This is a genomic window from Bacillus cereus group sp. MYBK220-1, assembly GCF_051916445.1.
GTDB classification, from domain to species: domain Bacteria; phylum Bacillota; class Bacilli; order Bacillales; family Bacillaceae_G; genus Bacillus_A; species Bacillus_A cereus.
In genome coordinates, this window is the sequence record NZ_JBQAGQ010000001.1 from 975186 (window position 1) to 1000582 (window position 25397).

A 25397-nucleotide genomic window follows, 5' to 3' on the forward strand; every position below is an offset into this window, starting at 1 on the left:
ATTCATCATACTTCTTAAAATATTTTATGTTGAAAGAGTATCCTAAAAAATCGGAGTACCTCTTTATACGTTACCATATTTTCTTGGTAAATAGCTTTTAAACCCACTTTTTTTGGTACGCTGCTATACTTTCATATTCTTCTTCCAATTGACGGGACAGACGAATATAGATTGGCGTTAAATCTTTATATTTTTCCACACTTTCCATGTTTGGCTCATGATGAAAATCTGCACCTACCATTTCAGAAACTACGGATAATGTATCTATTTCACCTAAACTATATAAACCGAGGATTGCAGCTCCTAAGCAAGAACTTTCAAAACTTTCCGGAACATATACGTCTTGATGGAAAATATCTGCCATCATCTGTCTCCAAAGTTCCGATCTTGCAAAACCACCTGTCGCTTGAATTTTTTTCGGTTCACCAATTAGCTCTTTTAAAGCGAGAAGAACTGTATATAAGTTATAAATTACTCCTTCTAAAACAGCACGGATCAGATGTTCTTTCTTATGATGCAATCCGAGTCCAAAGAAAGATCCTCGTGCATTTGCATTCCATAAAGGAGCTCTTTCCCCTGCTAAATACGGGTGAAATAATAAACCGTCAGATCCAGGATTCACTTTTGCTGCTATTTCAGTAAGTACTTCATATGGATCTTTTCCTAAACGCTTCGCAAGTTCAATCTCTGAAGTACCCAATTGGTCACGAGCCCATCTGAAAATCATACCACCGTTATTAACTGGACCACCGATTACCCAATGGTCTTCAGTTAACGCATAACAAAAGATTCTCCCTTTTGGATCTGTTACAGGACGATTTGTTACAGCACGAATCGCACCGCTTGTACCAATTGTAACAGCCACAACGCCAGGATCTATTGCATTTACCCCTAAATTAGATAGTACTCCATCACTCGCTCCTACTACAAAAGGCGTAGAAACAGGTACATTCATCTCTTTGGCCAGCTCTTCATCTAATCCTGTTAAACTGTGCGTTGTTGGAACAAGCTTTGAAAGCTTTTCATCTGTAATTCCCGCAACATATAAAGCCTCTTCATCCCATTTTAAAGATTTTAAATTAAACATCCCTGTTGCTGATGCTATAGAATAATCAATTACATACTCTTTATATAACTTGTAAAAAACATATTCTTTAATAGAAATGAATTTATAACTTTTTGCGAATAACTCTGCCTTCTCATTCTGTAGCCAAACTAATTTCGAAAGTGGTGACATCGGATGAATTGGTGTCCCAGTACGAAGGTAAATTTCGTGACCATTCATATCATTCTTTATTTTCTCCGCCCAGTTTGCACTTCTATTATCTGCCCAAGTGATACATCTCGTTAACGGCTTTCCCTTTTCATCTACAGCAATGATACTATGCATTGCCGAACTAAAAGAGACACAAAGAATATCACTTGGCTGTACACTACTTGATCGTACAGTTTCTTTAATCGTATGTATTACTGCACGAAAAATTTCTTCTGGGTCTTGTTCTGCTGTTTCAGGCGTAGGAGAATATAAAGGATATTCAATTCCATGACTAGCAATAACAGATCCATCAGTAGAAAATAGAACTGATTTTGTACTAGTTGTCCCAATGTCTACACCAATCATATATTTTGAGCTCACCATTTCTTCCTCCTAACAAAAAATTGTTACAGTATCCCACCATAAAAATACATTCCTTTTATCTATTGATAACGTTGTATGCCACAATTATCTAAATAGAAACATCTTTATCTTAAACAAACATATCGATTAGTAAAACGCCTCCAAAAGCGATAAATGAAAGTAACGTTTCTAATACTGTCCATGTTTTAAATGTTTCTTTCACTGTTAAACCTAGGTATTCTTTTACCATCCAAAAACCAGCATCGTTTACGTGTGAAAACATTAATGCTCCTGCACCTGTTGCAATAACGAGTAATTCTAAGTTCACACCTGTTGTATTTTCAACGATTGGCGAAACGATACCCGCTGCTGTTGTTAAGGCGACTGTCGCTGACCCTGTCGCAATTCGAATTAAACCAGCTACTATAAATGCTAATACAATTGGAGATAGAGCTAAATGTTCAGACATTTGAGCAATAGCATTCCCTACCCCACTATCGATAAGAATTTGCTTAAACCCCCCGCCAGCACCAATAATCGCAACAATTGAACCGATTGGTAATAAGCTATCTTCTGTTATCTTCTTAATAGCTTTTTTATCGATACCTTGACGAAATCCAAGAAAATAGAACGCCGCAAAACATGCAATCAATAGTGCAATGATAGGACTACCGATTAATGTGATAATCTTCATCAAAGTATTAGAAAGAGGCACATAAGGAGCTGCTGCAGCTAAAACCATTAACATAACAGGTAACAATATAACTAAAAATGAAACTCCTATTCCTGGTAATTTCGTTGATTTTGTATTTACACGAATCAATTCTGGCTCATTTTCAGGAATTACACGTTTGTGAATCCATTTCGCAAATATAGGACCTGCAATAATCGCTGCAAAAAATGTAATAATGAGTGAATACATTAGTACCTTCCCAAGATTCGCTTTATAAATACCAATTGCAACTATGGCCCCTGGATGCGGAGGAACAAGACCGTGCACGACAGATAGCCCAGCAATTGCTGGTAATGCTATTAATAAAATATTTTGTTTCGTTGTTTTATGAATTGAAATTACTAACGGCAGTAATATTAAAATACCTACTTCAAAAAACACCGGGATTCCAATAATAAAACCTGCAATTAACATAGCCCATGGTAAGTTTTTTATCCCAAAGGATTTAATAAAGAACTCTGCCACTTGCATTCCAGCACCTGACTCTGCCATCATTTTCCCTAAAATTGTACCTAATACTAAAATACCTACTAAATGCCCTAGAACACTTCCCACTCCTGTTTCATAAGCACTCACTATTTTATCCATTGGCATTCCAGACATAATTGCTAAAAACAAACTTGCAACCGTTAAACTAATAAACGCATGCCATCTCCACCACGACACCCCTAAAATAACAATTACGATTGATAATAATGTAATCATTAAAAGGTACATATTCATACTCAGTTCCACCCCTTTATGTAAACCCTTTCAAAATTACTATACAATTAAGAGAACCTATATCGTTCTTTCATGAGTAAGAATTTATATATCGATATACAAATCATCTTCACAAAATAATAATTTATACAAAAAGAATCTCCCTTATCAGAGATACATGTTAACTACTCTCTCTGATAAGGGGATTTCTCTTTCATAATTATAGTGTTATTTTATACATGCGTCATACGAGCATATTTTCCTTCTTCAAAAGTGAATGACACTTTCTTCTCTGCTGTTTTCACGTAGTAAGACTACAAACTCAGGATCCAGTTTAAACGATGAAGTTACTTAGGATTTGTCCTCTCATGAAAAGCAATTTTCGGAAAGCCCCTTCACTTTTATGCATTATAATTTAGGAGCTTTCGCCCAATCCGCAGCAAACTTCTCAATACCTTGATCTGTTAATGGGTGCATAGCAAGTTGCTCGATTACTTTATAAGGGATTGTTGCAATGTGAGCACCTGCCATCGCTACACGAGTTACGTGATCTGGATGTCTAACAGAAGCCGCAATAATTTGTGTATCTAATTGATGAACATCGAATAATTCAGCAATTTTAGCAACTAATAATACGCCATCTTCAGAAATATCATCTAAGCGCCCTAAAAATGGAGAAACATACGTTGCACCTGCTCGAGCTGCTAAAAGTGCTTGGTTCACGGTGAAAATAAGTGTAACGTTCGTTTTTACACCTTTTTCAGTAAGATAGCGACAAGCTTCTAATCCTGCTAGCGTCATCGGAAGTTTTATTGTAACTTTTTCATCGCCGCCGTTAATCTTAATCAGTTCCTCTGCTTGAGCGATCATCTCTTCAGCTGTAACAGCATCTGGCGTTACTTCTGCCGAAACAGATTCAACTTTCGGCACTGCCTGACAAATTTCTGCAATACGGTCTTCAAACTTAATGCCCTCTTTTGCTACTAAAGAAGGATTCGTTGTAACACCAGCTAAAACTCCAAGTTTATATGCTTTTTTTATGTCCTCAAGATTTGCAGTATCAATAAAAAATTTCATTATCCATTCCCTCCAGTTTTTAAACGTTGATGAGTTACATGTTTAATATGCTTATCCCGTAAAAGCCCGATTGGTGTGGAATAAAGCCCCTACTTATTAAAGTTTCACTTTATTTCTTTTCTACTGCATGTCCGCCAAATTCATTGCGCAGAGCTGCTACAACTTTTCCTGTAAATGTATCATTGTCTAATGAGCGGTAGCGCATTAATAGAGACATTGCGATAACAGGAGTTGCTGTTTGAAGGTCTAATGCTGTTTCTACTGTCCATTTTCCTTCACCAGAAGAATGCATAACACCCTTAATTTCATCCAGTTTTGCATCTTTAGAAAATGCATTTTCTGTTAATTCCATTAACCAAGAGCGAATGACTGAACCGTTGTTCCATACTCTTGATACTTTTTCATAATCGTAGTCAAATTCACTTTTCTCTAGAATCTCAAATCCTTCACCAATAGCAGCCATCATACCGTATTCAATTCCGTTGTGAACCATTTTTAAGAAGTGACCACTACCAGCTTTTCCAGCATATAAAAATCCATTTTCTACAGCAGTATCGCGGAAGATAGGTTCAACGATGTCCCAAGCTTCTTGATCTCCTCCGATCATGTAACAAGCACCATTACGAGCGCCTTCCATTCCGCCAGAAGTTCCTGCATCCATAAAGTGAATGCCATCTTTCTTTAATTGTTCATATCGGCGGATAGACTCTTTATAATGTGAATTACCTGCTTCAATTAAAATATCTCCTTTTGATAAAAGTGGTGTAACCTCATCAATAACAGAATCAACAACAGCGTGTGGTACCATTACCCAAAGAATTCTTGGTGATTGTAATGACTGAACAAGTTCACTTAAACTAGATGTACCTGTTGCCCCGTACTCTTTCATTTCTTCCACTGCACTTGCATTTAAATCAAATGCTGCTACTTCATGTTTATGATCCATTAAATTTTTCCCTAAATTTAATCCCATTTTACCTAACCCAATTAATCCTACTTGCATAATATAATTCCTCCTCAGATTATCTTTTATTAAAAATTCATATCACTACGATTTTGAATACCATTCAGTATTGATAAATCTAGAAAGGTATTCACAGTCATAGCTTAAGAATTCAACACATTTTTTGTAATTTGAACAACATTTTCTATCGTAAATCCAAATAGATTCATGACTTCAGCTCCAGTACCTGAAGCTCCAAATGTTTCAATTGATAGTACTTTTCCTTCTTGCCCTACATAACGTTCCCAACCGAGAGATACACCCATCTCAAGAGATACTCGTTTCGTTATAGAAGACGGAAGAACGGATTCTTTATATTCGTTCGATTGACGATCGAATAACTCCCAGCTCGGCATTGCAACGATGCGAACAGAGACATTGTCTTCTTCTAGTTTTGCTTTTGCACTAGCAGCTAAAGATACTTCAGAACCTGTCGCAATTAAAATTACATCCGGATTTTCATTTGTTTCCGTTAATACGTAAGCTCCTTTAGAGAGATTCTCTATGTTCGCTTTCGTTTCATTAAACACCGGTAAATTTTGACGGCTCAGTACTAAAACGACTGGGCCATCCGTTTGCTGTAAAGCATACGCCCAAGCACTTGCTGTTTCATTTGCATCTGACGGACGGATAACTGTTAGACCAGGAATTGCTCGAAGCGCTGCCAATTGTTCAATTGGTTCATGCGTTGGACCATCTTCTCCTACAGCAATCGAATCATGTGTAAATACGTAAGTAACAGGTAACTTTTGCAGTGCAGCCAGTCGAATCGATGGACGAAGATAATCATTAAATACAAAGAATGTACTTACGAAAGGTTTTACTCCTCCATGAAGCGCCAATCCATTCGCTGCCGCGCCCATTGCATGTTCACGTACACCGAAGTATATATTGCGGCCAGCATACGATTCTACTGCATATACTGCTTCACCTTTTATATCTGTCATCGTAGAATGAGAAAGATCTGCACTTCCACCGAAAATAGAAGGAATCGATTTCACATAATGATTAATAGCTTCCCCACTTGCAACACGAGTAGAAATCGTTTTTTCAGTATCAAAGGATAGAATGTCTTTCGCTTCGATTAAAACCTCACCTGTAATCGCTTTTTCTAATTCATCTGCTAGTGCAGGGTTTGACTCTCTGTATACGTTGAACTGCTCATTCCATTCATTCTCTTTTTCAATACCTTTTTGTTTCAGTTCATTAAAATGAGCTGTTACTTCTTCAGGCACAAAGAAGTCTTCCTCATAATCCCAACCATACACTTGTTTTGTCGCTGTTGCCTCTTCTACTCCAAGCGGATTACCATGTGCTTTGTTCGTTCCAGCAACTTTTGGACTTCCATAACCTATAATGGTTCTAATTTCTATAAGAGTAGGTTGATCCGTATTTTCTTTCGCTAATGTAATGGCTTTTGTAATAGCATCGACATCGTTTCCATCTTCAACTCTTACATATTGCCAATGTACAGATTCTGCCCTTTTCTGAATATCTTCAGAGAAAGCAATGCCTAATTCACCATCAAGTGAAATTTCATTTGAATCGTACAGTACAATTAACTTGCCAAGTTTCATATGTCCTGCCATTGACATCGCTTCATAAGCGACACCCTCCATTAAGTCACCATCTCCGACTAATGCGTACGTATTGTGATCTATAATAGAGTGACCATCCTTATTGAACTTCGCTGCTAAATGAGCTTCTGCCATTGCCATTCCGACAGCATTAGCAATCCCTTGTCCTAACGGGCCTGTCGTCGCTTCAACTCCAGGAGTATGACCAAACTCAGGATGTCCTGGTGTTTTACTATTTAACTTTCTGAAGTTTTTCAAGTCATCAATTGAAACGTCATATCCAGCTAAATGAAGTAAGCTATACAGTAGGCTCGATCCGTGTCCCGCTGATAAAACGAATCGATCACGGTTAAACCATTTCGGATGATTAGGATTGTGATTTAAATGATTCGCCCATAATGCATAAGCCATCGGTGCTGCTCCCATCGGAAGACCTGGATGACCTGAATTTGCCGCATTAATAGCATCAATTGATAACGTACGAATTGTATTCACTGCTAATTGATTTATGTTTTGTGTCATAGTAATCGTCCCCCTACATGCTTTCATGAAAGAAAGTACTTATTTTTCCGTTTCTTGATCTAACCACCATTTAAATCCACTTTCTTGCAATAATTCATTCGACGCATCTGGACCATATGAACCAGACTCATATTCATGAAGTGGTAATAAGTTTTCCTCGAATGCTTCAAGAATTGGTTGTACCCATTCCCATGACAATTCAACTTCTTTCCAATGTGCAAAGAATGTAGCGTCTCCACTCACAGCATCATGAATGAGTCTTTCATACGCTTCAGGTACTCCCACATCTGCTTGCTCACAAGTAAAGTTAATACGCATCGGTTCAATTTCTCCATTTTTTAATGGATTTTTACTATTTAACTGTAATGAAACGTTCTCACCTGGGCTAATTTCAATTATTAACAAGTTAGGTGCTGCATTTGGATTACTATCTTGATATTGCTGTTTTAACGTATTTTTAAATTCGATTACAATACGAGTAGACTTTTCTTTCATTCGTTTACCTGTTCGTATATAAAAGGGAACGCCAGTCCAAAATGGATTATCGATCCACAAGCGAGCAGCAACAAATGTGTCTATGTTAGAAGAAGGATTTACTCCTGGTTCCTCTTTATATGCTACAACTTGCCCGCCTTTTATCTCTCCTGAAGCGTATTGTCCGCGAATGATATGGTTTTGAACGTCTTCTTTTTTCACTTTACGAAGCGTCTCCATTACCTTTCGCTTTTCCTCTCGAATTTCACATGCATTAACCTTTTCCGGCAGATTCATAGCAGTCATCATTAATATTTGTAACATATGATTTTGAACCATATCTCGAATGGCTCCTGCCTGGTCATAATATCCTGCCCTTTCTTCAACCCCAACTGTTTCACTAGCTGTGATTTGTACATTCGCTATATGTTCTTTATTCCAAATCGACTGGAGAACAGGATTTGCAAATTCTAGCGCTTCAAGGTTTTGAATCATCGGTTTACCTAAATAATGATCAATACGGTATATCTCGTCTTCTTCAAACGTGCGACTAAGCTTATCATTCAGCTCACGAGCAGATGCAAGGTCGTGCCCAAACGGTTTCTCAATCATCAGGCGTTTCCATCCATCTGTTTTATCAAGTCCGCTTTCCTTAATATTTAAAGCAATCGTCTCGAAAAATTCAGGAGCAACTGAAAGATAGAACATTCTATTACCTTTTATATGTAGTTCTTCTTCCCTTTCACGAACGACTTGTAATAATCTCTCATAGTCTTCCGGCTTACTCACATCTAATGGACAATAGCGAAAATTATCTAAAAAACCTTCCAGTTCCGGAGTACCTTCTTCCCTCTGACGAGAAAACGTCTCTATTGATTCTTTTATTCTTTCTTGAAAATCTTCGTGAGATACTTGACGTCTTCCAAGCCCGATAACAGATATTTGCTTTGGAAGCTTTTGATCTCTATATAAGTTATATAGCGCGGGGTAAATTTTGCGTTTCGCTAAGTCCCCTGTCGCTCCAAATAAAACAAAGGTCATTGATTCCAAGTTCAGTCCCCCTCTGGTTGTATAATCCTCTTCAATATACTAAAAATGAATTGTACAGAAGCTCATACTCTTATACTTCCTGTTTTTATAAAAAACAAAGAGTTATCTAATTCCAATTCTTTTTATACCTTTCGCTCTCTCATTGTCCCCAATATTAATAGTGGCAATTCAAAGCATTTCTACTACAACTTACTTATTTATAGAATTTAACGAAACATTTTATATCTGTTTACTTTTAGTAATTAAGTAATCTTATGTCTAGTATATTAACCACATAAATTATTATCGTCAATAAAAATGTCTTGCATTACATACTATTTATTTCGTAATACTTTTCTAAGTGTATTCCTAGTTACCATTCATTTTCAAAGATAATGATCGATATAATAAATATCAGTTTCGTCAAAATCTTCAATTAATTCTTCGTTAAACTCGCGAGCAGACGTTACATTATAATCAAAAGGCTTCTCTATAATAAGACGGTTTAATCCTTTTGTAGCCCACAATCCACTCTCTTTAATATTTAAAGCAATCACATCAAATACTTCTGGTATAACAGATAGATAAAACATACGGTTTTCAGGAATGTTTAATTCTATTTCACGCCTCTTTACAAGACTCAACAAATCTTGATAGTCCTCTATATTCGCTGTATCTAATTGACAATAACGAAATGTGCTAATAAATTCTTCTACTCCTGATTCGTCATCAGTAGATTTTCTAGAAAATGTAGTAAGGGATTGTCCTACTATTGTTTGAAATTCCACATCTGACATTCCCCTTCTGCCAATACCGATAATCGAAAGAGATTGCGGTATATTTTCATTACTAAATAGTTTGTATAAAGCAGGGTAAATTTTGCGTTTCGCTAAATCCCCTGTCGCTCCGAATAAAAGAAATGTCATTGAATCCATTTGCTATCTCCCTTTTTAAAACAATTGCTAGAAAAGAATATATTAGCTCATTCGCTACTTAGCACAACGCTCTCTCTAAATCCTCATACTTTACCAATGTTTCTTTAATACAATTTTGCCAAGAGCACGTTCTGATTCACTTATGTGGTGTGCTTTTTTTACGCCTTCTACATGTAAAGGCAACACATGTGTTACAACAGGTTTAATCTTCCCGTCCTCAATTAATTCTGTAATAAGAGAAAGTTCATATCCGTTAGGTTCAGTAAATATATGGTCACTCTGAATATTTTTCTCTCTTGCTACTTCAGTTTGCGGAATTTCCATACCTTTCGGACCATAGATAGACGCTAACTTTCCATTTGGGGCAAGCACTTTATAACTATCCTTTAGTACATCCTCGCCTAACACATCAAATACAATATTGTAATTATGCAAAAGCAAAGAAAAATCTTCTGTTTTGTAATCAATGACAGTATCAGCGCCTAGATCCTTTACAAACTGTATGTTTTTCGTACTAGTCGTAGTTGCAACATATGCACCGAAGCTTTTTGCTAGCTGAATAGCAAACGTACCAATCCCGCCAGATCCAGCATGAATTAAAACCTTATTACCCTTTTGAACATTAGCGAATTTCACTAAACTTTGCCAACTTGTCAAACCTACTAGAGGGATTGATGCCGCTTCCTCAAAAGATAGATTTCTCGGTTTTTTCGCTACATACTTCTCATCTACTGCCACGTACTCTGCATACGTACCATTTCGTTCAATATCTGGACGACTATATACTTCATCCCCCACTTTAAATGCTGTTACGTTTGGACCTATAGCAGCAACTACACCTGCAACATCCCATCCTAAAACGAGCGGGAAGTCATAAGAAATTACGTCTTGAAGTAAACCCTCACGAATTTTCCAATCCACAGGATTTACACCAGCTGCATATACTTCAATCAGTATATCGTTGTCTCCCAATAGCGGTGTCTGCATTTCAATCTCTTGTAGTACACTTTTATCTCCATATTGTATAAGTCCTATTGCTTTCATTCTTTTCACTCCTTTACAATGCTGGGAAATGAGGTAGTACTTCTTCTCCTAGCTCATCCAATACTTCTTCAGCTGGACGTTGACCATCAAATAGAGCAAGGAATAAATGATTCACACCAATACTTTTATATATATCAAGTAATTCAATTAGTGCCTTACGCCCTGTACGGTAACCTAAACGTATTGGTGTAGGACGTTCATTTGGATCTTCAGATAAATCTAAATGCATCGGTTGGATAAATGGTTTGAATACAGCTGGATGATAATCCTCTACTAGTTCTCTCCATTGTCCAATTGCTCCCGCCTGATGCACCGGACTACGTGGATAATACATCCATCCATCTCCATGTTCAGCAAACCATTCCATATTTTGCTGACTAAAACCTGTAATAAAGGTTGGAACACGTTTAGACGGTTTTGGAACTAAATTCGCACCATGAACTTCTCCTAGTGTCGACTGGATAGACGGGAAGTTTTTATACAAAATTTCTTCCAAGTAAGCAAACGCTTCTCTAAACTTTTCACCTCGTGTTTCATGACTAACACCTAACGCTTTGAAATCGGCACGTCTGTCACCGGATGAAACGCCCAGCATAATTCTTTCTGGAAATAGTTGATCTAATGTAGCAATTTCTTTTGCTACACGCAATGGATGACGAAGTGACAACACTGTTGCCGACGTTCCAAATGCGATTTTCTCTGTCTTGCTTGCTAAATACGTCAAATAAATCATCATATCGTAAATTTGACCTGTTGCAGGATCACCAAAGTCAGGGTCTTGCAGTAAAACATCGCGAAGCCATACACCTGTAAAACCGTATTGTTCAGCTTTTTGCACTAACTCTACTTGTTTTTCCATCGTTGGAGCATGAAACTGATAATTTTCAATCGGAATATGAACTCCTAACGTAAGTTGATCTTTCGCAAACATACGATTATATCCAAAATGGTTCGCAAACTTTTCCATGTGTTTCACTCACTTTCCCTCATTCATATAAACCTATACTTTTCATATTTCTTCTCAAAATTTATAAGCAACACTGCAACACCACATTGTTGCCGATTGTCATCGTTATAACTTTCTTTGTGCTACGAGTGTTATTATAAATCGGCCATAACATGAATAACAGTACGTACTTTAAAGTGATGTAGGCACTTTTAAGTACCTATACTAAGTGAGTAATAATAAATCATGCTGCAAAAATAACATCTACCCTTTCTTCAAAAAGCTTTACAGTAGTTTTTAGAAGTACGTTACATTATTTCATTTCATGCACTTTCCTCTTCTTTATATAAAATTCTCACTAACCAAATTCAAAATATTATACTTATTTTTCGTACTTTGCTATGCTATAACCACAAACAGGAGGTATAAACTATGAAAGCACAAATTATCCATTCTTTTGGGGATTCATCTGTATTTCAATTAGAAGAAGTTTCAAAACCAAAACTTTTACCAGGTCATGTTCTAATCAATGTAAAAGCAACAAGTGTAAATCCAATCGATACAAAAATGCGTAGTGGCGCTGTTTCAGCAGTCGCTCCTGAGTTTCCAGCTATATTACACGGCGATGTAGCTGGTATTGTTATTGAAGTAGGAGAAGGTGTTTCGAAATTCAAATCAGGGGATGAAGTATACGGATGTGCCGGAGGTTTTAAAGAAACTGGTGGTGCACTTGCAGAATTTATGCTTGCTGATGCGCGATTAATTGCTCAAAAACCTAAAAATTTAACAATGGAAGAAGCAGCTGCTCTACCATTGGTGGCAATTACAGCTTGGGAATCTTTATTTGATCGTACAAATATTAAACCTGGTCAAAATGTCCTCATTCATGGAGCTACTGGTGGCGTAGGACACGTAGCCATTCAACTAGCTAAATGGGCAGGCGCTAAAGTTTTTACAACCGCTTCTCAGCAGAAAAAAATTGAAATAGCTCATCGTCTGGGAGCTGACGTAGCTATTAATTATAAAGAAGAATCTGTTCAAGAATATGTGCAAAAACATACGAATGGCAACGGATTTGAAGTTATATTTGATACAGTAGGCGGCAAGAATCTTGATCATTCGTTTGAAGCTGCTGCGGTCAATGGAACCGTCGTAACAATTGCAGCTCGTTCAACCCATGACCTCTCTCCTTTACACGCAAAAGGACTCTCTCTGCACGTTACTTTTATGGCGTTAAAAATATTACATACAGATAAGCGTAATGATTGCGGAGAAATCTTAACGAAAATAACGCAAATTGTAGAAGAAGGAAAACTTCGTCCATTGCTAGATTCTAAATCATTTACGTTTGATGAAGTTGCACAAGCACATGATTATTTGGATTCGAAAGAAGCAATTGGGAAAATAGTGTTGAAAAACGTTTGGTAACTTTCACTAAATAATACAAACAACAAATATTTGTTGTTTGAAAATAACAGTGGAATTGCTTTAAACCACCTTATCTTTTTCTTAAGAGATGCCACAACGCTAAACGCTTTTCCTCCTTTACAACAAGTAAAAAATAACAGCCGAATTTTTCTTATAGTAGAAAAATTCGGCTGTTTTCATATCGCAATTTGCTTTTTTTTATTAAAATATACTACGTACTAATCCCCCGTCTATTCGCAACGCGGAACCATTAATCGCTGAGGAAAGTGGGCTACTTAAGAAAGTGACAAGGTGGGCAATTTCTTCTGGTCGAATAAGTCTTTGAATAATAGAGGTTGGTCGATTCTCTTTCATAAATCGCTTCTCAGCTTCTTCTATTGTCAATTGCTCATTAGGATAAAGACTATTTAGCATAGTCTCAACTCCTTCCGTTAAAGTCGAACCAGGCATTATAGTATTAACAGTCACATTCGTTCCTGTCGTCAGCTCAGCTAAACTACGAGAAAGTGAGAGTTGCATCGTTTTAGTCGCACTATAATGAGCCATTTCTTGAGATGGCATAATAGCTGCTTCGCTAGCAATAAAGATGACTCTTCCTTCTTTTCTTTCAATCATTTTTTTCAAATATGAGCGAGTAAGTCGAACACCACTCATAATATTGACTTCAAACAATTTAAACCAATCTTCATCAGGGATATCAAAATATTCTACAGGTTCAAAAATTCCTAAGTTGTTAATAAGAATGTCTACTTCAGGGTACTTTTCAATCACATTTTGGCACCCTTGTTCTGTTCCTAAATCAGCTACTACGGGTTGAAGGATAGCATCAGGATACTGCGCTTGAATTTCTTTTATCGTTTGATTAACATTTTCTTCACGGCGTCCATTAATAAGTACAGTAGCTCCTTCCGCTACTAATGAAGTGGCAATTGCTTTTCCAATCCCTGCCGTAGATCCAGTAACCAGTGCTGTTTTTCCTTTTAATTGCATATACATATAAATCCCTCCAAATTCATGTGCTAAATGATTGACTTACGTTGGAATAAATAATTACGTTTATATTGTGGTTCACTTCTCTTATCTTTAACAGAAAATAAGCAGATTCACCCTTTTTTCAAAAGCGTATAAACGAAAGTTATGTAGCTATTTCACTCTGTACTGAATTAAAAATCGAAATTATCATCATTTAGATCTACTCGATAATTCTGATTCTAATCATTGTAATGTTAAAAAATCACATCAACAGCAGAGTAAAGCTAAAACCAACCAGTAAATACCATTATGATCTATATTAACTAGAAAGAAAATTACGCACTTTAAAGTTCCATAGGAACAAAAAAGTGCCCTATATACTATAATTTCTAACTTTTTATATTTACTAACGTAGTATCCTTTTCTATCATAAAAAAGAGTGTAAAATTACACATTCTTACATACAGTTATAGGATTATTTTTTATCCTAATTAACTAAAAACCATATAACATAAAGTGAAACTTTAATCAGCCCGACCCCCACCTAACTTCTTTGCTTCCGCTGAATTTTGAGGCAGGGTCTTACTGCCCGGCAAATAGCGGGATAACATTCAAAAAAACCTTGCAGAAAAATTCTACAAGGTTTTTGTCTATACATACAAATTAATCACTATATTAAAATAAAAGAGTTTATAATTCATCACAATAATATTAAATATAAGCTGCTTTAAAGGCTTGTTGGACAGCTTGTACTTCTAATGAGTCTTTACCATATAAGTTCGTTGCTACACGAATACAAGCTTCTTTTAATTCTTTAAAATCAGAAGTCATATTTAATTCATCCGTATTTGCATAATAGAAAATATCAAACATTTTATCTTCTCCAATGCCATGTACATTTACTCCATTATGGCTTCCACCACTAGCAATCAAGTAAGCTACTTTATTAATAATGCTAGAGTTCGTGTGTACACCACCATGATCGTGGTCAGCATCAATAGGTAAGTTATTATAATGTCTATAGTCCTCCGGATATCTAGAAGAGATAGATGATGGGTTTTTCATATCTCTAAAAATACGACCTGATTGTTCTCCCATTGTCCAATTGAACTTTCCGTTATTAGCATACTTTTCAACTGCTACTCCTAAAATATCAGATAGAGCCTCATTAATTGCACCAGCTTCTCCTGCATACTCAAGTCCAGACTCATTTCTTGTAACCGCGTGTGTAAATTCATGTCCTGCCACATCAAATGCTCTAACAATTGGATCTCCGTATACTAGCATAGCTCCATTACTAAATGCATTAAACCACTGCTTAGGATTTCCTTTATTCGTACCATTTGTGTTCCAACCATGAACGACAGAAATTACTTTTTGTCCGTTATTATCAAAGCTGTTACGGCCATATTTTTCTTGATAAAAATCATATACTTTCGTTGCTAAATAATGAGCACTAACTGCTTTAGGATCAGTAAAATTTGTAGAATTACTTGTTACTAAATCATCGAGATAACCCCATACATTTCTTCTATAATTATTATAATCTTTATAATTAGCAGTATATGTTTCAATTCCCTTACCACGAGAATAATCTGCAAGCATGTACGTTCCATCACTTCGCTGCGTAATTCCAAACGTACGATTAATACCTAAGTCATCTTTTCCTGTACCTGTTAATCTTGAAGAATCTTGTGATTTATTTGCTGTCGCAGATTGGACAATACTACTATCTACTTGTATACCCAATTTTTGAACGAGTTCTTTTAATAGATTACCACCAAAAGCATCAATTAATACTGTACCAGATACATATTCAGGTGTAGATGCACTAAAAGTAATTTGATATGCGTTTGTAGCTTTATTTGTATTTTCATCTACATATACCACTTGTTTAATTTCTGGTTCTTCAATAAATGTGAGATTATTTCCATAGATGTTGAAAAGCTGTTTTTTTGCATCCTCTTCTGATAAAGTAATAGGTTGTTTCAAATCTTCCTGTTGTTGTAGATCTTGGGCACTATCCCCTGAAACGCTCGTAAGTACACCATCATCATTAATATGTGCTGTTAGTTGATATCCGTATACATCACGTCCTTCATACGTTTGTTGAAGACGTACCAATGTAGTACCATCATAAGATTTACGACTTTGCGTAACATTATAATTAACTTTGGATTCCGTATTAACTTGCTTTGATGATAATGCTTGTTCTGTTTTTCCTTTTAGTGCATCCTTTGCTACATTTTCTGCCGAATTTTGAGAAGGTACTGTTAAATTACCTGTTCGGAACGTATCTTCCTTTGTTTCCACTTTTAAATCTTCTGTTTCCGCATGCACTCCTCCATAGGGCATAATCGCCGATAACACCACTCCTGTAGTTAAACCTACCTTTACGAAATTATTCATATTCTTACTCCTTTATAATCTTATTATTAAGTTAAATAAATGTTTTTTCAAAATTGGAAACATAGATATTTCAAACTATCTATGTTTATCTACTGTTTATGAATTGTGATTCCTCATAATATAGATAGATTGCGTCTTTACTTTTAGATTCATTTCATTCCTCAAAAATTACTCATTATATAAGCTATCTTTATATTTATTTATATACGTTATTTTTTGTGGTTCTGATAACATATTTATCGCCATCCACACATTCTTTTTCATTTCTAATTTTTGCATTGGTATCTCTTTTAAAACCGGATTACTTATAATTTCTTCCATTTCTTCATCAATTCTTTTCATAAGATTTTCTTCTGGATTATTTTTTAAATAAGTATTTTTCAGTCCCCATTTTGTCATTATAAATTCATTCGTTTTATTCATAGGATTAATAATAGTAGCTTTACTAGTTAATCGTTTTTTTATTTCATCATGATAGATTTTAATTTTATATCCTTCTTTTAGTGGAATAGTATCTTTTACAATCGTTACATTTGTCCCTTCCATTTCCTTCGTATAAATTTTTTCACCTTTCTCATTAAACACCTCTATTGATGCGTATTTTTCATCTGCATAATAGCTATGAGGCGTTTTAGTAGTAACCGTAAAAACAGCCCGCTTTTGCTCTAAGTCTGTATTTAATTCGGCAAACTGATCATCTCCTAATCCTAGGAATTGAATCGTTTCATTTACCAAATTGCTCACTTTCATTTCGTTAACATCAATCGTTAGACTATTATCCTTTTCCTTTACATAGGCATAATACGAACGGAAATGATACATTCTATCCATTTTCTCACCTGAAATTTCAACCGTATAAACCCCATTTGGTACGTCTTGTAAATTGATATCTGCTGTTTCAATTGTTTTTTCTTGAACAACTGTATTCCCTTCTTTTAATTTAATCTTTCTTCCTTTCAATGTATCTATTTCATTTGTATTTAAATGGATATGCAAATTCCCTTTTAACCTAAGTGAAGCAATTTGCTGATTCGTAACTATTTCAAAGTTAGAGTTTATCGGAATATCAGGATCAACTAGAGCTCTCGCCTTAGCTAATTGTGATTCAGGCACTATATACGCTAAAGAAGTAACTGCCGGATAACCTTTCGCCCTATTCATCTCTATTTGTTTATGATTAAGCTTAAAGCCCCATCTTTCAAAAACGGGTGTAAAATCAACTTGTACATTCTCGCTATAATACTGATTCATTAAATCTGGTAAAGAATGGTCACCTTTTTTAAAAGCAGCATTACTAGCTAGTTTTCGATAACCTTGATACATTTTTGCAAAAGCTTCATCGCCAGCTTTTTGTTTCGCCATCGTTAAAAGAATAAGTTTTTGTCGTAAATCTAAGTCATCATAATTTTTATTTTCTTTCATTAAAGCATTATATAAATTCCGTTCTACTTGTTCCTTTTTCCCGAAATTAAACAACCAACCAACTTGATCTGCTTTTTTTCCATATTTACTATATTGATATTGAACACCGAATAGATTATTAGAAACTTCTCCTGTAAATATTCCTTGATTATCAAAACCAGCTTGGTATCCGTGAGCGATTTCATGTAAAGTTCCCCAACTCAGTTTATCTAACCACATCTTTGTACTATCTGAACTATTCGCTGTCCAATTTGCACCATAATAGGCACCGCCAGCACCGGATATATCTGCTTTTAAAAAATAACGATTTTGACTTTTTTTATTTTCAACCGCTGAACCATCTAAACCAATAATTGAATCATACATCGCAAAAATATTTTCATAATACGCAATTAACTCATCCAATGATTGAAAATCTTTTAAAGACCTTACTATTTCTTTATCTTTTTTAGGTATAAATAATTGAAAACTCTCCCCTTGAAGTAACGCATACTCTCCATCAAATTGATCCCATGTACTAAAAAATTGAGATACACTTCCTTGTTGTTTATAAATGGGAAGAGGTTTAGTAGCACTTTCATTCCCTACTTGGTACTCAAGTACAGCGTGCTCTTCACCATACGGAGTATCTATGAAAGGAACTAAAGGCGTATCACCTTGAATGGTAATCCATTCATTTCCTACTTGTATGGATTTTTCATTTTTAGAGTCATTAGACAATAAACGTAATGTTAATTTGTCTTTAAAATTAGGATTCGTTTGTCTTACCTTTAATGGTGTATTTCTCTGCAAAATAAATCCTAAATCTTGTCGATCGTGATATTTACCCTTACTTATGCCCGCCTGAAATATCCAAGTAGGCTCTTCTAAACTAGTAATTTCTTTTACATTTGTTCGTTCATCAGCATGTAAGTGTATATTTCCTATGAAGAAAAACATTGTATACATGATGCCTATAACAAGTAGCCTTTTCATTTACATATCTCCTTTTCTATTTTTTATATACAAAATACAATAAAACCCTCCTTCTTTACTTATAACTGTCGTCAGTAAGTTACTTATTAGTGTAATTATTATAGTTACATTAGCTCATGATTATCAATCATTAAATATATGTAATTTTGCATATATTAATGTTTAACGAAAAATTTCGAGATATCTTGTAATGATCCAATATTATTTCATACATTATTCAATAAAAAAAACACACGAAGCCCCTTAAGTCTTCATGTGTTTTCATACATGTTATTACATTTATAATTGAATAAATTATCTTATTCTGTAATATTAAATTTTGAAACCAATCCCCTTAATTCTTCCACCTTTTCTTTCATTTTGTTGGATTGGATTGATATTTGTTCAATTGATACGGCCTGTGATTGAATTGAATTTACTGTTTGAAGCGTCTCCTTTTTCACATCCGTTGCAGTTTCAGAAACTAGCGAAAGAGAAGCATTTACTTCTTCTGTACCAGCAGACATCTCTTCTGTCGCTGCGGATACTTCTTGAATTTGACTTGTAATCTTATCAATATCTCTCATAATAGACAAGAAGGTTTGATTCGCTTTGTGGGCAGCTTCTTTTCCTTCTACTGCCTTCTGTTGGCCTTTTCGCATGACATTAACTGTATCTTGAGTATCTTGTTGAATGGATTTTATTAAATGATTCACTTCCTTTGCAGATTCTTTAGATTGCTCAGCCAAGTCTCGAACTTCTGCGGCAACCACTGCAAATCCTTTCCCATTCTCTCCAGCACGTGCCGCTTCAATAGCGGCATTTAAGGCAAGAAGATTCGTTTGTTCGGCAATATTAGTAATTGCAGCGAGAGCTGTATCAATCTGTTGTGTACGTGTAACAAGTTTATTTATTACTTTTGATGTTTCCTCGACAACATCATGCACACTATTCATTTGAAGAATAGAGTGATTTATCACTTCACTACCGATATTTATTCGTTCTGTAGTCGTTACTGCTACCTCAGCGACTACTGCTGAAGATTCAGCTACAGTTTGCACCCCTGTTGTAATTTCTTCCATTGAGGATGAGCTCTCCTGAATACTAGTTACCTGTCCTTCTATTTTTGTTTTTACTTCTAAAACAGTCTGTACAACCTCATTTGAAATACTAGACGCTCGATTTGTATCTTGTAATACGCCCTCCGTAGTAGAAATAACCTCTTGTGTTGTCATCTTAACATTCGCAATTAATTGTTGAAGGTTATCTAACATACTATTAAAAGACTGAACAATATGCCCTAATTCATTATTTGCTTTATAAGGAGTACGTGTTGTTAAATCTCCAGCTGCTACTTTTTCCATATCATTTTGTAGTAACACAAGTGGTTTTCGGATAGTTAATTTAATAATATATCCAATTAATATAATTATCAAAATTGCTAAAAGCGAAATACTAACAAACATTATCATTGTATTTTGAGCACTATTATTATTTTCCTTCTGTAAAAGCTCTGCATTATTACTATTATATAAAATTAATTCACGAATTGATTTTATTGATTTTTGCATATTAGGTTCAATCTCTTTTAGGTAATATGCATATGCTTCCTCATTATTAGATTTCCCTAATTCTTGCGCTTTCTTCATTTGAGTTCTTAATTTATTAAATGTTTCATAAAACGTGTTATATAATTCTTTTTCTTTAGTAGAAATAACTTTAGCCTCAAACTGCTTTAAAAGATAATCATTTTCCTGACGAATTCCGTCCATTTCTCTTATTAATTCATTCATTCTTTTTTCATCTTTTGATACCATAATTTCCATAAAGTTCATATTAACATGATAAAAATTAGATTCTACAATACCAATCCACTCAATTGGTAGTAAATTATCCTCATACATATTAGAGGAAGTACTTTTCCCTCTTTCTAATCCCCAAAACCCTATTAGGGATAATACTATACATGCAATACTTGATATAGTTATTAATATGTTTAGTTTTGTACCAACCTTACTGTTTCTTAATAATTCCAATTCACTTTCTCCATTCTAATATATAGTTTAAGTAATGTATTTTATACCAAGAATTCAAAAATTACGATGTTTATTTTGTAATATGCAATTTTGCATATCATCCACTACTGATTCAAAATAACCTAACATTGTAATTTTGGTTTTCCAAAAATTCATGATTATGAACACACCCTATTAATTCTTGAACTTCTCATCCAAAATATCCAAAAATATTGTGGCACTAGGGGAACCCATCATTGATGTATAAATTACACTACCATACAAGACTAGCTTAAAAATATTTTTCTTATTGCTCATTTTTCTATTTCCTCTCTATTAGAAGTACTCCTAGCACATCACACTAATAAAAACGATAGTATTAAAAAATAAGGAAAGACATAACACCTATGTCTTTCCTCTAAAATTGTAACACTCAATATACTCTTAGCTCTATTTGATTTGCCAGTTAAATCCTCACATTTCTTTCTTTATAATATCTCCTAACTCCGTCCAACTTGTAATCCGCGGGATATTGAGATGTTGATTGTAAGAAGTAGTTTTTGCATACACATTTATCGGTTTTCCTATTAACGTTTCTAAGACTGCCGGCTTATCATCAAAGAAATAGTTTAATTTTATTTCTTGTATGAAGTGTATTTTTTCTTCATCCCTCATTCCATAGAAAAAGCGATCTTCATGTACCGGAAAACCTTTTTCTATTAACCATTTTTTTGTTTGCTCTCCATGTTCTTTAGGCCGTGCTGTTATATAGTATATTTCATGTCCCTGTTTTTCTAATTCTTGTAATGTCTCTACTGCATATGGAAACGGTGAACAAGAAGTATAATAAATCTCATCCAGCAAACTATTCCACATATGACTGCCTTCCTCCGAAGTCATGCCAAATGCTTCATGAATTTCAATTGTTTTTAAAGTATGAAATACATCCAAACCTACTTTTTTGTTTAATTTTTTGTTATATAAATGAAAAGCATGCTGTCTTAAATCAATTAACGTATCATCGATATCAAATCCAAACTTCACTCTTCATCGCTCCTTTCTGTACTTCATTTATTGAAAAATATAAGTATTTTTTTATTCTCCTTATTCCTCTTCTTTCCGATATTTTGGATAGCCAATAAATCTATAATCTTTTCCAACCTGGGTAAAGGATATGTCCTCAAACTCAATCGCATCTTGCATTTTAGCAATACCAGCACCCTCTACAAAGCTAGGCGCCATTCTACCCCCAATAATTTTAGGTGCAATATATAAAATAAGTTTATCCATCAATCCATTTTCAATAAACGAAGCATTTACCTCTCCACCACCTTCAATAAGCAGGGAGGAAACTCCTTTTTGTCCTAAAACATCAAGCATTTCATGTAAGTTTATATGCTTTTCTCCGCTAGTAACAAATACTTTAACTCCTGCATTTTCTAATGCTTTCTTTTTTTTCGCTGCATGATTACTTGTTGTAAATATCCAGGTAGGAGCTTCTCCATCTGTAACAACGTTAGCTTCCATCGGTATGCGTAATGTCGAGTCCATTATTATTCGAATTGGATTTCGTCCATTTGGAATACGCGTTGTCAATGATGGATTATCCTTTTGAACAGTATTCGCTCCTACTAAAATAGCCGCATTTTCGTTTCGTATTTGGTGTACTTCCTGTCTTGCTTCTGTAGATGTAATCCACTTACTATCCGATAAAGAAGTAGCAATTTTCCCATCTAATGTAACTCCTGATTTAATCGTTACAAATGGGCGCTTTGTCAAAATATATTTATTAAAGACTTCATTCATCTTTTTAGCTTCTTCTTCACACACTCCTACAAGCACTTCAATACCAGCATCTTGCAGAATTTTAATTCCACGTCCAGAAACAAGTGGATTTGGATCAAGTGTAGCAACTACTACCTTCTTAATTCCTGCTTGTACAATTGCTTCTGCACAAGGCCCTGTTCTTCCATGATGAGAACAAGGTTCAAGAGTTACATAGATTGTACCACCACGTGCCTGTTCTCCCGCCATACGTATCGCATGTATTTCGGCATGTGGTTCTCCAGCCTTCATATGTGCTCCGATCCCTACAATTCGGTTATCATTTACAATTACAGATCCAACCAGTGGATTTGGAGTCGTTTGTCCCTTCATAGCCTTGGCATTTTCTAGTGCTAGCTTCATATACAATTCATGCTCAAGCATGTAAGTGTCCCCCTTCAAAATGTCCAGAACGTTGAATCTTTGTTTGCAAATATTTCTCATTAAATTCTGAGACATCCCCCCATAACGGTTCACGACTCGTAACATTTAACCCAGCTTTTTGTAACGCTTCTAATTTTTTCGGATTATTTGTAATAAGTTTTACAGGTTTTGAGCGTAGCGCTTTTAATACTTCAATTGTGTCATCGTAATTTCGAATATCATCTTCAAAACCTAGGTTCAGATTGGCTTCCACTGTATCTAACCCATTTTCTTGCAAGAGATACGTCATCGCTTTACTAAACAAGCCAATTCCTCTGCCTTCATGATTCGCTAAGTAAAATAAAGCACCTGAACCATGTTCTGTAATCATTTGTAAAGACTGCTTTAATTGGAATCCACAGTCACAACGTTTACTACCAAAGATATCACCGGTGTGACAAATACTATGCATACGAATTAGGGCATCTTCAGAATTCTCAAAATCACCATACACAAGCACACTAGATTGCTGCATATCAGCTAAATTAATAGATGAGAGTTTTTCGATAATTCCTTCTACACTATTTGTAACCTCACTACATTGTAACCAAGAATACCATTGGAAAATTTTAGTCTCCCCATATAAATTAATTGGCAATTTGATAGGTCCTACTAAATAAATATCCTTTCCATCTTGATGTATAAATTGAATTTTATCTTCTAACATATGAATTGTATCTGTTGTAACCATTAGGTACCTCCTAGTATAGAGAATCTCTAAAAAATTCTCTTCCATTGTTATATTTTTTATTGTTTAACTTACACAGCGTAAGTGTTTTTACAGATGATATTCTTTTTTCTCTCAGCTTATATGCAATATGTATCATTACAACCTTGGCTATTTAAAGAAAAGAATTCTAGTTACATAAAACAACTTAGTTACTTTATGTAAGTTAGTATACATTCGTAATTAATTTACGTCAAGTAATTAATTATAAAAACATTTGTTACTAATAGTAAGATGTTATATAATTTATTTTAGGAGGTGAAGGAAAATGAATGATTCGACATTATGCCCTCGCTTTGAAAAAGGAATGAAATTTTTTAGTCAACGATGGACAGCACTAATTATTTACCAACTTTTTTCTGGATCTCAGCGCTTTTGTACGCTTGAATCTTCTCTTCCTGTAAGCGGAAGATTACTTTCAGAAAGATTGAAAGAATTAGAACTAGAAGGAATTGTCGAACGTAAAGTCTTTCCTGAGACACCAGTTCGTATAGAATATTCTTTAACTCAAAAAGGATTTGCTTTAGAATCCATTATTCGTGGAATAGAAGAATGGTCACAGGAATGGGTAAAACTTGAGGAATAGCATAAAAGCTTTTTCGTATATAGTTTTAAGTAATCAAATTACAAATATCTATAATTAAAACGCTAGTTTTTCAAACATTTATGAAAAGCTAGCGTTTTTGAATGAATAAAATAAAATTTAAGAAATGAAACAAGGTGATCAAAGCGATCACCTTGTTCCTTTAAAGATTAAAATAGTGTTTTTAACAGAACGAATAAACTTTTTTGACGAAACAGTTTTTTTCACAATACAGTTAGCTTCCTCCGCTATTTGCGAACAGTAAGACCACTACTAATTAAAGCTTCACTTTATTACATTTGAATGTTACTTATGAAATTTCACACGCTCTTCAAGTGGTTGGAATTCTTTTTCACCTGGTACAGCTGTCGGATTACCAAATGGCATTTGTGCAATTAGCTTCCAATTAGCAGGGACATTCCATTCTTGTTTTACCTCATCGTCAATTAATGGATTATAATGTTGTAAAGACGCCCCTAATCCCTCTGCTTCTAAACCTGTCCACACGACTAATTGGTGCATACCTGATGCTTGGTGTGACCAAATTGGGAAGTTTTCAGCATATGCAGCAAATTTTTCTTGAAGCGATTTAACGATAGCCTCATCTTCAAAGAATAGTACTGTTCCATAACCAGCTTTAAAAGAATCCATTTTTTGTTGCGTTCCTGAGAAATCTCCATCTCCAACTACTTTTCTTAATGTTTCAGTTGTAATATCCCATAATTTATCATGAGCTTCACCAAATAATACAACTAATCGCGCAGTTTGAGAATTGAAAGCTGATGGAGTATATTTCACAGCAAACTCCACGATTTCTTTAATTTTTTCATCCGATACTTGTACCTCTTTGTTAATTCCATAGTAAGTACGTCTTTCTTTCAGTGCAGTATAGAAATCTTTTGTCATAATTCATTTCCTCCTAAGTTTTAATATTCTTCAAAATGATACATTGCGAAGATAATATGAGTTGAAATGAGTTC

At 35.0% G+C, this 25397-nt stretch carries 19 protein-coding genes; 2 read left to right on the forward strand and 17 right to left on the reverse strand.

Going from position 1 to position 25397, the window contains the following annotated elements; translation table 11 throughout:
- Positions 1-97: 97 nt before the first annotated feature.
- The 9 genes from gntK to ACTFRU_RS05005 form a co-directional block, all read right to left on the reverse strand.
- Complete coding sequence (gene gntK, locus ACTFRU_RS04965) at positions 98-1639, reverse strand: gluconokinase (protein ID WP_440037513.1); 1542 nt, start codon at positions 1637-1639, stop codon at positions 98-100.
- Between the two features lie 109 nt (positions 1640-1748).
- Positions 1749-3074 (reverse strand): gluconate permease GntP, encoded by a 1326-nt coding sequence (gntP, locus tag ACTFRU_RS04970; protein WP_006922503.1) that lies wholly within the window; start codon positions 3072-3074, stop codon positions 1749-1751.
- A 387-nt stretch (positions 3075-3461) separates the two neighbouring features.
- Positions 3462-4130: a fructose-6-phosphate aldolase gene (fsa, locus tag ACTFRU_RS04975; RefSeq protein ID WP_000667676.1), complete on the reverse strand. Its 669-nt coding sequence runs from the start codon at positions 4128-4130 to the stop codon at positions 3462-3464.
- Positions 4131-4239: 109 nt separating this feature from the next.
- Positions 4240-5133: a phosphogluconate dehydrogenase (NAD(+)-dependent, decarboxylating) gene (gene gnd / locus ACTFRU_RS04980; RefSeq protein ID WP_001195911.1), complete on the reverse strand. Its 894-nt coding sequence runs from the start codon at positions 5131-5133 to the stop codon at positions 4240-4242.
- Positions 5134-5237: 104 nt separating this feature from the next.
- A complete protein-coding gene (tkt, locus tag ACTFRU_RS04985) occupies positions 5238-7232 on the reverse strand; it encodes a transketolase (RefSeq protein WP_440037514.1) in 1995 nt (664 codons plus the stop codon).
- A gap of 39 nt (positions 7233-7271) precedes the next feature.
- Positions 7272-8756 carry a glucose-6-phosphate dehydrogenase gene (gene zwf, locus ACTFRU_RS04990; protein ID WP_016122892.1) on the reverse strand — a complete coding sequence of 495 codons (1485 nt, stop codon included), beginning with the start codon at positions 8754-8756 and terminating at the stop codon, positions 7272-7274.
- Positions 8757-9121: 365 nt separating this feature from the next.
- Entirely contained in the window at positions 9122-9670 is a 549-nt protein-coding gene (locus ACTFRU_RS04995; RefSeq protein ID WP_098276736.1) for a glucose-6-phosphate dehydrogenase, read from the reverse strand.
- Positions 9671-9760: 90 nt separating this feature from the next.
- Positions 9761-10714, reverse strand: coding sequence for an NADP-dependent oxidoreductase (locus ACTFRU_RS05000; RefSeq protein WP_440037515.1), 954 nt, complete (start codon positions 10712-10714; stop codon positions 9761-9763).
- Between the two features lie 13 nt (positions 10715-10727).
- Entirely contained in the window at positions 10728-11681 is a 954-nt protein-coding gene (locus ACTFRU_RS05005; protein WP_098852084.1) for an LLM class oxidoreductase, read from the reverse strand.
- A 411-nt stretch (positions 11682-12092) separates the two neighbouring features.
- Between ACTFRU_RS05005 and ACTFRU_RS05010 the strand changes: the two genes are divergently transcribed.
- Entirely contained in the window at positions 12093-13088 is a 996-nt protein-coding gene (locus ACTFRU_RS05010; protein WP_088363228.1) for a zinc-dependent alcohol dehydrogenase family protein, read from the forward strand.
- Positions 13089-13289: 201 nt separating this feature from the next.
- Here ACTFRU_RS05010 and ACTFRU_RS05015 read toward each other — a convergent pair whose 3' ends face one another.
- The 7 genes from ACTFRU_RS05015 to ACTFRU_RS05045 all read right to left on the reverse strand — a co-directional run bounded on the left by ACTFRU_RS05015 (position 13290) and on the right by ACTFRU_RS05045 (position 23798).
- Positions 13290-14084 carry an SDR family NAD(P)-dependent oxidoreductase gene (locus ACTFRU_RS05015; RefSeq protein ID WP_049108516.1) on the reverse strand — a complete coding sequence of 265 codons (795 nt, stop codon included), beginning with the start codon at positions 14082-14084 and terminating at the stop codon, positions 13290-13292.
- 687 nt (positions 14085-14771) lie between these two features.
- Positions 14772-16469: a M4 family metallopeptidase gene (locus ACTFRU_RS05020; RefSeq protein ID WP_440037516.1), complete on the reverse strand. Its 1698-nt coding sequence runs from the start codon at positions 16467-16469 to the stop codon at positions 14772-14774.
- 168 nt (positions 16470-16637) lie between these two features.
- Positions 16638-18866, reverse strand: coding sequence for a putative mucin/carbohydrate-binding domain-containing protein (locus ACTFRU_RS05025; protein WP_440037517.1), 2229 nt, complete (start codon positions 18864-18866; stop codon positions 16638-16640).
- Between the two features lie 299 nt (positions 18867-19165).
- Positions 19166-20881, reverse strand: coding sequence for a methyl-accepting chemotaxis protein (locus ACTFRU_RS05030; protein WP_065212048.1), 1716 nt, complete (start codon positions 20879-20881; stop codon positions 19166-19168).
- Between the two features lie 453 nt (positions 20882-21334).
- Entirely contained in the window at positions 21335-21904 is a 570-nt protein-coding gene (locus ACTFRU_RS05035; protein ID WP_440037518.1) for a 5' nucleotidase, NT5C type, read from the reverse strand.
- Between the two features lie 60 nt (positions 21905-21964).
- Positions 21965-23068 (reverse strand): bifunctional diaminohydroxyphosphoribosylaminopyrimidine deaminase/5-amino-6-(5-phosphoribosylamino)uracil reductase RibD, encoded by a 1104-nt coding sequence (gene ribD, locus ACTFRU_RS05040; RefSeq protein WP_440037519.1) that lies wholly within the window; start codon positions 23066-23068, stop codon positions 21965-21967.
- Entirely contained in the window at positions 23061-23798 is a 738-nt protein-coding gene (locus ACTFRU_RS05045) for a GTP cyclohydrolase II (protein WP_440037520.1), read from the reverse strand. Before ACTFRU_RS05045 ends, ribD begins: the two co-directional genes overlap by 8 nt.
- Before the next feature lie 304 nt (positions 23799-24102).
- Between ACTFRU_RS05045 and ACTFRU_RS05050 the strand changes: the two genes are divergently transcribed.
- A complete protein-coding gene (locus ACTFRU_RS05050; protein WP_016124968.1) occupies positions 24103-24420 on the forward strand; it encodes a winged helix-turn-helix transcriptional regulator in 318 nt (105 codons plus the stop codon).
- A gap of 303 nt (positions 24421-24723) precedes the next feature.
- On the opposite strand, the gene ACTFRU_RS05055 is transcribed toward ACTFRU_RS05050, so the two are convergent.
- On the reverse strand, positions 24724-25323 hold the full coding sequence (locus tag ACTFRU_RS05055; RefSeq protein ID WP_106824597.1) for a nitroreductase family protein: 600 nt from the start codon (positions 25321-25323) through the stop codon (positions 24724-24726).
- Positions 25324-25397 lie beyond the last annotated feature (74 nt).

What these genes read in the sequence shown, in the direction of transcription:
- gntK (WP_440037513.1), bottom strand. Translation starts at nt 1,639, where the DNA reads ATGGTGAGCTCAAAATATATGATTGGTGTAGACATTGGGACAACTAGT.
- gntP (WP_006922503.1), bottom strand. Translation starts at nt 3,074, where the DNA reads ATGAATATGTACCTTTTAATGATTACATTATTATCAATCGTAATTGTT.
- fsa (WP_000667676.1), bottom strand. Translation starts at nt 4,130, where the DNA reads ATGAAATTTTTTATTGATACTGCAAATCTTGAGGACATAAAAAAAGCA.
- gnd (WP_001195911.1), bottom strand. Translation starts at nt 5,133, where the DNA reads ATGCAAGTAGGATTAATTGGGTTAGGTAAAATGGGATTAAATTTAGGG.
- tkt (WP_440037514.1), bottom strand. Translation starts at nt 7,232, where the DNA reads ATGACACAAAACATAAATCAATTAGCAGTGAATACAATTCGTACGTTA.
- ACTFRU_RS04995 (WP_098276736.1), bottom strand. Translation starts at nt 9,670, where the DNA reads ATGGATTCAATGACATTTCTTTTATTCGGAGCGACAGGGGATTTAGCG.
- ACTFRU_RS05000 (WP_440037515.1), bottom strand. Translation starts at nt 10,714, where the DNA reads ATGAAAGCAATAGGACTTATACAATATGGAGATAAAAGTGTACTACAA.
- ACTFRU_RS05005 (WP_098852084.1), bottom strand. Translation starts at nt 11,681, where the DNA reads ATGGAAAAGTTTGCGAACCATTTTGGATATAATCGTATGTTTGCGAAA.
- ACTFRU_RS05010 (WP_088363228.1), top strand. Translation starts at nt 12,093, where the DNA reads ATGAAAGCACAAATTATCCATTCTTTTGGGGATTCATCTGTATTTCAA.
- ACTFRU_RS05015 (WP_049108516.1), bottom strand. Translation starts at nt 14,084, where the DNA reads ATGTATATGCAATTAAAAGGAAAAACAGCACTGGTTACTGGATCTACG.
- ACTFRU_RS05020 (WP_440037516.1), bottom strand. Translation starts at nt 16,469, where the DNA reads ATGAATAATTTCGTAAAGGTAGGTTTAACTACAGGAGTGGTGTTATCG.
- ACTFRU_RS05025 (WP_440037517.1), bottom strand. Translation starts at nt 18,866, where the DNA reads ATGAAAAGGCTACTTGTTATAGGCATCATGTATACAATGTTTTTCTTC.
- ribD (WP_440037519.1), bottom strand. Translation starts at nt 23,068, where the DNA reads ATGCTTGAGCATGAATTGTATATGAAGCTAGCACTAGAAAATGCCAAG.
- ACTFRU_RS05045 (WP_440037520.1), bottom strand. Translation starts at nt 23,798, where the DNA reads ATGGTTACAACAGATACAATTCATATGTTAGAAGATAAAATTCAATTT.
- ACTFRU_RS05050 (WP_016124968.1), top strand. Translation starts at nt 24,103, where the DNA reads ATGAATGATTCGACATTATGCCCTCGCTTTGAAAAAGGAATGAAATTT.
- ACTFRU_RS05055 (WP_106824597.1), bottom strand. Translation starts at nt 25,323, where the DNA reads ATGACAAAAGATTTCTATACTGCACTGAAAGAAAGACGTACTTACTAT.